This is a genomic window from Rhabdothermincola sediminis, from assembly GCF_014805525.1.
Taxonomy (GTDB): Bacteria; Actinomycetota; Acidimicrobiia; order Acidimicrobiales; family Acidimicrobilacustridaceae; genus Rhabdothermincola; species Rhabdothermincola sediminis.
Map to the genome: position 1 here is coordinate 223220 of NZ_JACFSZ010000004.1, position 10746 is coordinate 233965.

At 71.9% G+C, this 10746-nt stretch carries 11 protein-coding genes; 3 read left to right on the plus strand and 8 right to left on the minus strand.

Features of this window, described 5'->3' with window-relative positions; translation table 11 throughout:
- Positions 1-88 precede the first annotated feature (88 nt).
- The 3 genes from HZF19_RS05125 to HZF19_RS05135 form a co-directional block, all read right to left on the minus strand.
- Positions 89-943 (minus strand): cytochrome c oxidase assembly protein, encoded by an 855-nt coding sequence (locus HZF19_RS05125; protein WP_208027676.1) that lies wholly within the window; start codon positions 941-943, stop codon positions 89-91.
- On the minus strand, positions 940-1686 hold the full coding sequence (locus HZF19_RS05130; protein WP_208027677.1) for an SCO family protein: 747 nt from the start codon (positions 1684-1686) through the stop codon (positions 940-942). The genes HZF19_RS05125 and HZF19_RS05130 overlap by 4 nt, the downstream gene beginning before the upstream one ends.
- Before the next feature lie 108 nt (positions 1687-1794).
- Entirely contained in the window at positions 1795-2922 is a 1128-nt protein-coding gene (locus tag HZF19_RS05135) for an LLM class flavin-dependent oxidoreductase (RefSeq protein ID WP_208027678.1), read from the minus strand.
- Positions 2923-3055: 133 nt separating this feature from the next.
- On the opposite strand from HZF19_RS05135, the gene HZF19_RS05140 reads away from it, so the two are divergent.
- Positions 3056-4132: a 3-ketosteroid-9-alpha-monooxygenase, oxygenase component gene (locus HZF19_RS05140; protein ID WP_208027679.1), complete on the plus strand. Its 1077-nt coding sequence runs from the start codon at positions 3056-3058 to the stop codon at positions 4130-4132.
- A 68-nt stretch (positions 4133-4200) separates the two neighbouring features.
- On the opposite strand, the gene HZF19_RS05145 is transcribed toward HZF19_RS05140, so the two are convergent.
- Genes HZF19_RS05145 through hemE form a run of 5 tightly spaced genes read right to left on the minus strand, consistent with a single transcriptional unit; the run spans position 4201 to position 9508 of the window.
- The gene (locus tag HZF19_RS05145) at positions 4201-4836 is read right to left on the minus strand and encodes an alpha/beta hydrolase (protein WP_208027680.1); all 636 of its coding nucleotides are present in this window, start codon (positions 4834-4836) and stop codon (positions 4201-4203) included.
- 7 nt (positions 4837-4843) lie between these two features.
- Positions 4844-6037 (minus strand): C40 family peptidase, encoded by a 1194-nt coding sequence (locus HZF19_RS05150; protein WP_208027681.1) that lies wholly within the window; start codon positions 6035-6037, stop codon positions 4844-4846.
- 48 nt (positions 6038-6085) lie between these two features.
- Complete coding sequence (hemG, locus tag HZF19_RS05155) at positions 6086-7498, minus strand: protoporphyrinogen oxidase (RefSeq protein ID WP_208027682.1); 1413 nt, start codon at positions 7496-7498, stop codon at positions 6086-6088.
- Between the two features lie 13 nt (positions 7499-7511).
- The gene (hemH, locus tag HZF19_RS05160) at positions 7512-8447 is read right to left on the minus strand and encodes a ferrochelatase (RefSeq protein WP_208027683.1); all 936 of its coding nucleotides are present in this window, start codon (positions 8445-8447) and stop codon (positions 7512-7514) included.
- Entirely contained in the window at positions 8444-9508 is a 1065-nt protein-coding gene (gene hemE, locus HZF19_RS05165; RefSeq protein WP_208027684.1) for a uroporphyrinogen decarboxylase, read from the minus strand. Before hemE ends, hemH begins: the two co-directional genes overlap by 4 nt.
- A gap of 65 nt (positions 9509-9573) precedes the next feature.
- Here hemE and HZF19_RS05170 point away from each other — a divergent pair, with 65 nt between their 5' ends.
- On the plus strand, positions 9574-9837 hold the full coding sequence (locus tag HZF19_RS05170) for a hypothetical protein (protein WP_208027685.1): 264 nt from the start codon (positions 9574-9576) through the stop codon (positions 9835-9837).
- Positions 9838-10127: 290 nt separating this feature from the next.
- On the plus strand, positions 10128-10746 hold a 619-nt coding region (locus HZF19_RS05175; RefSeq protein WP_208027686.1), incomplete at its 3' end, for a transposase.

The window sequence follows — 10746 nt, forward strand, 5'->3', positions numbered from 1 at the left end:
GGCCGACCGCGCCGGGCACCGGCCGGAAGCTCGCCCGGGGCAACCGGTGGCAGCCGCATCCGTCGCCCCCGATCCCGGTCCCGCGGGCTCAGCCCGAGCCTGAACCCGCGGACGCGGCCATCTCTGCGGGGCGCGCCGCCTCTCCGTCACGCATCGCCCAGCGGACGAAGATCACGAAGATCACGGTCCACACGATCGGGATGTTCCCGATCTTCATGAGGATGCCCGCCATCTGCTGGTCGTCGCCCGCCGAGAGGCCGTAGACCCGCGGCGCCAGCTCGTAGGTGCGGTAGAGGGGGAAGTCGGCGAAGGTCAGCATCCCGCCCGGCACCATGGCGATCGCACCGGCGGCCAGGAACAGGTACACGCACTGCACGGCGGGGGAGGGGTGGCGCAGCTCCCGCAGCGGGCTGGCGAGAGGGGTCCACAGCAGCAGCCCCGACAGCAGCCAGGTCACGTCGAGCAGCATCGAGCCGACCTGGCTCGAACGGAACGTGTCGACCGTGAACGGCGCGTGGGTGGCGATCAGCACCAGGTTGTACCCGATTCCCGCCACCACGGGTCTGGCGAGGAACCGCAGCGCCGGCCCGAGGCGGAACCGCTCGACGGCGGGGCGCACCATCCAGTCCGGGATGCCGAGCAGCAGCAGCGGCGCGGCGACGAGCGTGTAGAGCATGTACTGCACCATGTGTGCCGTGGCCAGGTAGCCGGCGCCGAGGGTCCCGAGCGGCCAGTCGGTGGCCAGCCAGAGCACCGCCATCCCCAGCGCGAACCACCACCGCTTGCGCCGGTCGCACGGCGCGACGGGGCTGCCGCCTCGATGGTGGCGGTGCCAGCTCCACCCGTAGCCGGCGATCAGCGTCAGCATCGCCACCCAGATGCCGGGGTAGGCCCGGAAGGCCCAGCTCCACGGCTCCCGGGTGGCGCTGCACCACCAGCTCACCGCGCCGCCCCCTCGCTCCCGGCCGGCAGCCAGTCGGTCTTCGAGGCCAACCGGCGGAGGTCTCGCACCCAGTCTTCCTGGCGGGTGCCGAACGGGTACACCAAGCGCACCCGATCGTCGGGGGTGATCACGAACACCCCGGCGGTGTGGCCGACGAGGTAGTCGCCGCGGGCGTCGGGCGCCTCGGCCACCGCCACCGCCGTCCCCATCGCCCGCTGGGCCGCTTCGACCGCGGGCAGGTCGCCGGTCAGTCCCACGAAGCGTGGATCGAAGCTGTGCACCCACGAGTCGAGACGCTCCGGGGTGTCGCGGGCCGGGTCGGTGGTCACGAACACCATCTCGACCGGGACGTCGACCTTCTGCAACGCCTGGGCGATGGTGGCCATGTGGATGGGGCAGACGTCCGGGCAGTTCGTGTACCCGAAGAACACGAGGGTCAGCCGCCCGGCCGTTCGGGCCTGGAAGTCGTAGGCGCGCCCCGAGGTGTCGGTGAGTACGAACGACGGTCGGGGTTGCGCCGGCTCCAGCACCCTACCCGCCCACTCGCTGCGAGCTGGTGAGCCACCGCCCTCCGACCGGGTGGCCAGGGTGATGGCGGCGATGGCGAGGAGCATCGCGCCGCCGATCAGGAACGACGCGATGACCCAGCGGGGTACCGAGGGCGGCCGGGCTGGCGGCGAGGGCTCACCGGTGGGGGTGTCCTCGGCGTCTCCAGTGGAGTCGGTGGAGATGATGCTGGTCACGACCGTGCCATTGTCGCCGACGGGCCGGGAAAAACGCCCATCGCGACCGGCACGGCCTGCCCGCCTCGTCCGACCCGCCGGCCGGCCCCGTCCCGCCCGGCCGGGCCGTCAGCTCTCGGCCGCGTCCCGCAAGCGCGCCGTGCGATGCACCGGATCGGTGTCGAAGCGGGGGATCACCTCGGTGCCGAACAGCTCGAAGGAGGCCAGCGCGTCCTCGAGAGACATCTGCGTCGTGAGCGGGCTGAACACGAGCTGGTCGATGCCCAGGTCGCGATAGATCTCCACCCCTTTCGCGCAGTCGTCGGGGTCGCCGGCGATGATCGCCCCGGTGGCAGCCAGCCGCTCGACCTCGTCCGGGGTCGGTTCGGGGATCAGCTCCGGCCAGGCCGGCACCCCCTTCGGGCGGGGGAAGGTGTCGAGCCAACGCAGCACCTGCGAGTGGTAGTAGGACATCCCGATGCTCGCCGCCAGCTTGAACGCGTCGTCGCGGTTCTCGCAGCAGACGAGGTTCGTCACGCACAGGATGTTGTCGTTGGCATAGCCGGTGACCGGGTCGCAGTCGCCGATCGCTGCCTTGTACGCCGCCGCGGCGGCCGGGATCTTCGACTTCGCCGGTGGCCCGAAGGCGAAGCAGAGCACGCCGAGGCCGTTGGCGGCGGCGATCTCGAAGGTCTCCGGGTTGCCCGCCGCGACCCACATCGGCGGCGGGGTCTTGCGATACAGCTTGGGGACGACGTTGCGTTCCGGGACGGAGAAGTACGTCCCGTCGTGGTGGTAGCTGGACGATGCCCACATCTTGGGGAACTCTCGAAGCGTCTCGGCCCACATGTCGCGGGTCGAGTCCCAGTCGGTCACCCCGAAGCCACCCATCTCGGTCGTGGAGGAACCACGGCCGGTGCCGAACTCGTAGCGACCCTCCGTCAGATGGTCGAGCGTGGCCACCTGCTCTGCCACCCGGACCGGGTGGTTCACCGCCGGCGTGGTGTTGGTGATCGCCGAGCCGACGTGCAGGGTCGTCGTCCGGGCCGCCACGAACGCCGCGAAGACCTCGGGCGAGGCCATGTGGGAGTACTCGGTGAGGAAGTGGTGCTCGGAGGCCCAGGCGTATTTGAACCCCCACGCCTCCGAGCGGACGGCGATCTCGACGCTCTCCATCAGCCGCTGGTGCTCGAGGCCGGGGTTGCCCTCGGCGAGTGGTGCGGGCACCGCTCCCTGGGCGAAGAATCCGAACTCCATGGGCGCTCCTTCACGGTGAAAACGAGAACGTGTTCTCGTTTTTGGACGGTTCGTCTTGTACCCGGAGCGCCCCGGGGGCGATAGGGACGAAGGTCCCTATCGCCGGGACTAGAACACGTTCTAGATCTGAGCCATGACCCGATTCCCCTTCCCCGTCCCCTTCGGCTGGTACCAGCTGGCCTGGAGTGACGAGCTCGCGGCTGGCGAGGTCTGGCCCCTCTACTACTTCGGTCGAGATCTCGTGCTGTGGCGGGACTCGGAGGGCGCCGCCCACCTCCAGGACGCGCTCTGCCCCCACCTCGGTGGCCACCTCGGGCACGGCGGGCACGTCGAGGGGTGCGAGCTGCAGTGTCCCTTCCACGGGTGGAAGTTCGATGCCGAGGGGCGCAACAGCGAGATCCCCTACAGCGACAAGGTCAACCGCAAGGCGCGCCTCACCACCTATCCGGTCATCGAGCGCAACGGGCTGCTCATGGCCTGGTACCACCCGTTCGGGGCCGAACCGAGCTGGGAGATCCCCGAGATCCCGGAGTTCAACGATCCCGACGCCTTCTCGCCGATGGTGCGCCGGACGGTCGAGATCCCCGCGGCTTGGCAGGAGATCGCCGAGAACCAGGTCGACGCCGCGCACTTCCGGTACGTCCACAACACCGACCAGGTGCCCGAGGTCACCCTCTACGAGACCGACGGGCCCCTGGCCCGCATGCGCTCGATCCAGCGCTTCCCCACCCCCCGGGGGGTGGTCGACGGCCGCATCGACGTGGACACCTACGGGCCCGGCTTCGGGGTGATCCGCTTCAGCGGGATCGTGGACACCGTGCTGATGGGGTGCAACGTGCCTGTCACCAGCGACGAGTGTGAGCTGCGGTTCAGCTTCACCGTGCGCAAGCTCGGCGACGACGCCGCGACCTCGACCGTCGGCGACGCCTTCGTCGAGGAGGTCACCCGGCAGGTGATCGAGGACATCCCGATCTGGAAGTACAAGGGGCACGTCACCAAGCCGGCGCTGGCCGACAACGACGGGCCCTACCTGAAGTTCCGCAAGTGGGCATCCCAGTTCTATGCGGAGGGCGTCGATCTCGACCGGGCGGTCTACCCCCCGCGCCGGCCACCCAAGCCCCGCCCCGAGCCCGAGGGCACCCGCAAGCTCACCGCGTCGTCGAGGCTCAAGCAGGAGGACGTGATCAGAGCCGACATGATGTCGGGCTGACGCGGGCCTGGCCGGGCCGGGGATCCGCCGGCGGGCGGGGCTGCGAGTCGCCGGGTGAAGCGCCCGGGTCAGCGGCCGGCACGGAGGCGGCCGAGCCAGCGGTCGAGGGCCTCGACCGCTGGGGGTGCTTCGAGATCGTGGCCGCCGGCGTGCTCGACCCAGGTCACCTCGAGGCCGTGCCGTTCCAGGGCCCGGCGGGCGCTGCGGCCTTGCACCACCGGCACGACCTCGTCCTGCTCGCCGTGCACCAGCAGCACCTCGGTGTGGCCCGCGGCGTCGGCGAGAGCCCACTCCACGCTCGGGTCGTGCGGCAGCCACGCGGCCACTGCCCCCACCGCCGCCGGCCGCCACCTCGCCCCGCGGCGCAGCGCGAGCGCCAGCGCGGTGGCCGCACCTTGCGAGTAGCCGACCACCACCGCGCCGGCGGGATCGACCTGCGCCGCGGCGCAGGCATCGACGACCTGCGCTTCGAGCCGGTCGAGCGTGCAGCTCAGGGGTGGGGAGGCATCGGTGGGGCCGTCAGGGTCGGGTCCGAACCACCCGTACCCGCCCGGGGTGCGCACCGGACCGCTGGGCACCAGCCGGGGGATCCCTGTCGCCCCGGGTAGGGACGCCAGCACACGCTCGAGTCGTGAGGGGTGGTCGTCGTAACCGTGCAGCCCGACGAGGATGGCAGGAGCCGACGGGCCGCCTGTCCGGGGCACGCGGTGGTCAGACCCGGCCGAAGGCCACGCGGGCGCCGGACCAGTACCCGACGCTGTCGACCCGCACGAACTTGCCTCGCCCGGGAGCGTGCACCATCTGGCCACCACCGATGTAGAGGCCGACGTGGCCGGGGTCGCCGCTCTCGCCGGGACCCCAGAAGAACACGAGGTCCCCTGGCTGGGCTTCGGCCTGGGAGATGCGCCGGCTCATCGCGTACTGCGCGCCCGAATAGTGGGGAAGGCTCTTGCCTCCCTGGGCCCACGCCCACATGGTGAAGCCGGAGCAGTCGAAGGCGTTCGGTCCCGCCGCGGCCCACACGTACGGCGCCCCGATCTTGCTCATGCCCGCGGCGACCGCCGCGGCGGCACCCGAGCCCACGGCCGGAGGCGGGCTGTCGTCGATCGCCGGGCCGGGCGCGGTCGGCGCGGTCCGCGGCGACGGGCCTTCGGCCGGTGAAGGCTGGGACGTCCGAGTGCTCGCCGCTCGCTGGGCGGCCTGCTGGCGGGCCTGTTCCTCGGCCCGCTGGCGAGCCTCGGCAGCCTTGCGCTCCTGCTCTTCCCGCACGAGCTGGGCGATCTCGCCGTCGAGCTTCGACTTGATCGCGGCCTGCTCGTCGACTGCCGCTTGCGCCTCGTCGAGGGAGGCTTGGAGCTGGGCGTGATGGTCGGCGAGCGCCTGTTGTGCCTCGCTGAGCTGGCGGCTCTCGTCCTCGGCCTTCTTCCTGGTCGCCTGCAGCTGGTCGACGAGGTCCTGGCGGCTGCCGGTGGTGATCTCGAGGTAGCCCCGGACCTTGGGGGCCTCGTCGGTCGTGCTGGCGAGGAGCGCGTCCATGGCCGGGGCGTCGTTGCCGGACACGTACGCCTCCACCGCGAAGGCCCGCAGCTCGCTCCGGCGCTGCTCGAGCTCGGCGTTGGCCTCGTCCGCTCGGCGCTGGGCGTCGGCGACGGCTGCTTCGGCCGCGGCGAGCTCGCCCTTGGCCCGTTCGGCGGCTTCGTCGAGCTGCATCACCCGCGCTTCGAGCGCGTCGAGCTTCGCGGCGACCCGCTGGGCTTCCGCCCGCTTGTCGGCGAGCTGGTCGGCACTGGCGGCACCCGGGGCGACGATCGCGCCCACGACGAGCGCGAGGATCACGCCGGCGAGAGCGAGCGGGCTGCGGTACCGAGCAGAACGGCGGCCGGTGGCAGGTCGTCCAGGTCGCATTGTTACGGAATCTTTGCAGAAGTCGTGCGGTCACGCAACGACGCCGGGTCACGACGAGGGGAGGGCCAGATGACGCCGGGCCCGCTCGGCCGCGGCCCGGGCCTGGCGGATGCAGGCCGGAATGCCCAACCCGTCCCACCCGGCACCTAGAGCGGTGAGACCAGCACACTCCGTGTCCAGCTCGGCGCGCCACCGAGACACCCGTTCGAGGTGGCCGGGGCGGAACTGCGGTAGCGAGCGCGGCCAGCGAGACACCCGGGTGGCCACCGGCGAGACCGAGGGATCGAGCGCCATCGTCGTCGCCAGGTCGGCGAGCAGCGCCTCGACCAGATCGGCGTCGTCGAGCTCGAGCGCCCGACGGTCGTCGAAGCGGCCTGCGGAGGCGCGCAGCACGGCCACCTCCGGGTCGTCGAGATGGGCCCACTTGCTCGACGCCCACGAACACCCGGTGAGGAGCAGGCCTTCCGCCCGGGGTACCAGGAAGCCGCTGCCGTCGAGGGGACGTCCGATCGCCGCTCGGGGCACCGCCAGGGTGACCATCACCACCGACGAGTAGGGCACCTCGCCGAGCTCAGCCGCCACCCCGGGGGCGATGCTGCCGAGCAGCTCCGCGGTCACGAAGTCGGGGGTGGCCAGCACCACCGCGTCGGCCTCGATCGGGTCGGCCGACGCGACGCGGACCGCGAAGCGCGAGGTGGCGTGAGCGCGGTGCCGATCCACGGCGGTCGCCCGAGCCCCGGTCACGATCCTGGCGCCACGCCTGCCCAGCTCGTGGGCCAGCGCGTCGGTGAGGGTCTGGGTGCCGGTGGGCAACCCGTAGAAGACCGGCGTGCCGGGATCGGGTCGGGTGCGGGCGAGCTGCTCGCGCAGGCCGGCGATGAGGCTCGGCTGCTCGCGGACCGCCTCGGCGAGCTGCGGCGCCCCGGCGGCCACGCTGAGCTCGTCGGCGTCACCCGCGTTCACCCCACTCAGCAGCGGCGCCACCAGCCGCTCGAACACCTCGTCACCGAGCCGCCGGCGCACCAGCGCCCCGACCGACTCGTCGCCTCGCCACGGCTCGCCGGGCATGGTCAGGTCCTCGGCCGCCCGAGCGACACCCTCTTCGGAGACGAGGCCCGAGGCCGCGAGAGCCTCGAGGTCGGTCGGCACGCCGAGCACCGTGCGTTCCGGGAAGGCCCGCAGGGCACCGTCGCAGTAGACGAACGCTCGGCTCGTGGCTGGGGTCACGAGGTGCTCCCGCAGCCCGAGCTCCCCGCAAAGCTCGATCGCCTCGGGCACCCGGGCGAGGAAGGCGTCAGCGGCGCAGTCCACGGCCCGGCCGGCGAAGGGGGTGGTCCAGATCTTTCCCCCGAGCCGCGAGTCGGCTTCGAGCACCGTGATCTCGACGTCGCCGTGGCGAGCCAGCTCGAAGGCGGCCGTGAGCCCGCTGATCCCCCCGCCGACGATCACCACCGAAGCCATGCCGCTCGCCACCTCACACCTTCCCACCGCACCCGGCGCGTGCCAGGGCGAGCTCGGCCAGCCCATCCATCACGGCCGGGTCGGCGTTGACCGACCGGGTGCGCGCGAACGCCAACCCGGCGTTCTCGGCCACCCGGCGAGCCTCGATGTCGAGGTCGTAGAGCACCTCGAGGTGGTCGGCGGTGAACCCCTGCGGACACACGAGCACCCCCTCGGCGCGGCCGGTGGCGCCGAGCTCTCGGATCACCTCCGAGAGGTCGGGACCCCGCCAGCGTTCAGGGGTGCGGCCGGCGCTCTGCCAGCACAGCGCCCAGTCGGGCCACGGCAGCAGGCCGACGCGCGCCGCCACCGCGCTGGCGGTCTCGTAGAGCTGCTCGGGGTACGGGTCGCCGGCGAGCGCCCGCTCCGGGAGCGAGTGCGCGCTGAACAGCACCTTGTGCCGAGCCGGGAGCCCCCGGCGGGCGTCGAGGATCGCCTCCGCCAGGAAGTCCACCAGCGCCGGCAGCAGGTGCCACGAGTCGATCGGCAGGTACTCCACCCCCGCGGACCGGGCTGCCGCCCCGGCCCGCTCGTGGTACGCACCGACGCTCGCCCGGGAATAGTGGGGCGCGAGCACCAGACCTACGACCCGAGTTGCGCCGGAGGTGGCGAGTGCTCGCACCCCGTCCTCCACGTAGGGCGGTGCGTGCTTCTGTCCGAGTGCGGTCGGGACGGCTCGACCACTGCGGGCCTCGAGCGCCGCGGCGATCGCTCCCCGCTGGGCCTCGGTGCGCTCGGCCAGCGGGGACACGCCGCCGATGGCCTCGTAGCGGGCCGTGAGCTCGGCCAGCTCCTCGTCGGTGGGGGGACGGCCTCGGCGGATGTGGGTGTAGTAGCCGGCGATCTCGCCCGGGTCCTTCGGGGTGCCGTAGGCCATCACCAGCACCCCCAGTGCGCCCTGCCCGCTCACGGTCGACCCCCGCCCCCGGAGGCGACCCGGCCCTCGTCGTGCACCAGCTCGACCAGGCGGGTGAGCGTGTCGGGATGGGTCTCGGGCAGCACGCCGTGGCCGAGGTTGAAGATGTGCCCCGGGTGCCCCGCGTTGCGGCGCAGTACGTCGCGGGCCGCCTCCGCGACCACGTCCCACGGTGCGAGGCAGATGGCCGGATCGAGGTTCCCTTGGAGTGCCGTACCCGCGGGGACCCGCTGCCGGGCCCGATCGAGCGGCACCCGCCAATCCACGCCCACCACGTCCGCGCCGGCGGCCGCGAGCAGGTCGAGCAGCTCGCCGGTGCCCACACCGAAGTGGATGCGGGGCACCCCGAGGTCCACGATGCCCTCGAACACCCGGCGGCTGTGTGGCAGCACGAAACGCTCGTAGTCGGGCGGCGAGAGTGCGCCGACCCAGCTGTCGAACACCTGTACCGCGGAAGCCCCCGCCGCAACCTGTGACCGCAGCGAGGCCACGGCCAGGTCGGCGAGGCGGTCGAGCAACGCACTCCACAAGCCGGGCTCGCTGTGCATCAGCGATTTGGTGCGGGCGTAGGTGCGCGACGGGCGCCCTTCGATGAGGTAGCTGGCGACGGTGAAGGGCGCGCCGGCGAAGCCGATGAGGGGGACGGTGAGCTCCTTCGCCAGCAGCCGGACGGTCTCGAGCACGTAGGGGGTGTCGGTCTCGGGCTCGAGGGGTCGGAGCCGGGCGAGGTCACGTTCGCTGCGGAACGGGGAGGCGACCACCGGGCCGGTGCCGGGGGCGACGTCGACGCCGAAGCCCACTGCGGCGACCGGCACGACGATGTCCGAGTAGAGGATGGCCGCGTCGACACCGTGGCGGCGTACCGGCTGCAGGGTGATCTCCGCGGCCAACCCGGGGTCGCGGATGGCCTCCAGGATGCTCCCGGTGCCGCGGATCGCCCGGTACTCGGGCAGGGACCGGCCCGCTTGGCGCATGAACCACACCGGCACCCGGTCGTGGGCCTCGCCTCGGCAGGCGGCGAGGAAGGGTGAGTCCTGCAGGTGCGCGGGGGGCACGCTCGCCACGGTAACGCCCGGGCGTGCCCACTCCCGAACCCGCCGGTCCGGGCTTGACTGGTGCGATGCGCCGATCCATCGACGACTACCCGTTCGATCCTCGTGACTACCCGCCGCGCTTCGAGGACGACGAGCTCACGCCGATCTCCTGGGCGGTGGCCGTCAGCGACGACTACGACGATGCCCGGCCGCGCATCGTGCTGACGGTCGAGGAGGTGGGCCGGCCCGGCCAGGGGTTGGTCGGTCACCTCAGCCCGGAGATCGCCCGCCGGCTGCGGGTCGCGATCCGTGACGGGTTGCGCGAGATCGGCGAGGACCCGGGTCCCTGAACTCCTCACCCAACCCAACTGGCAGGTCGAACGCGTGCCCTGGCGCGCGTTTGACCTGCCAGAACGGAGCCGGGTGGTGTCGCCCGAGTAGATATCTGAGAACAATTCTCAGTAAGGTGAGAATCGTTCTTGATTCGTCACCGGGAGACCGCCGGCAGGACACCGATGAGGAGCCCGGCATGCGACGAGGTTCGACGGATGTGATGGGTGGCGTCCCGTTCCCGGTGCAATACGCGGCGAGGGCGTAGGTTCCTTCAAGGGCTGACTGCTCACGAAGGCGACCTACACCCGTGCCGAAACGAGTATCGCCCACCGAACGGATCCGTGCCGAGATCGACGAGTTGTTCGGGTCGGGCCGTGACATCGCCGAGGTCCTAGGGGAGGTGATGCGGTTGTCGGCGCGCCTGGTGCTCCAGGAGGTTCTCGAGGACGAGGTCACGACCTGGCTGGGCCGCGACTGGAACTCCCGGGCTGAAGGGGAGCGGGCCGGGCGACGCAACGGCTATAGCGATCTGACGTCGCGGATCTGCCAACGGCTGCGCGACCAGTTCGAGGCGTTCCGCACCCGGGACCTGTCCGACGTCGAGCTGGACTACCTGTTCCTCGACGGCAGCCACTTCAAGATGCACGACGGGTCGCGTTCGGAGCCGGTGCTCGTCGCCTACGGGATCACCACTGTCGGCCAGCCCGTGTTGTTGGCCGTCGAACCGGGCGGGGACGAGTCCCATGACGCGTGGGCTGGGTTCCTCGAGGACCTCAAGGCCCGGGGCCTGCGAGCGCCGCTGCTGGTCATCTCCGATGGCGCATCTGGCCTGTTGGGCGCCGTCGAGCACAAGGTTGCCCACCGCGCTGCGGCAACGGTGTCTGATCCACCGGGCCCGCAACGTGGCCGCCAAGGTGCCCGCCGAG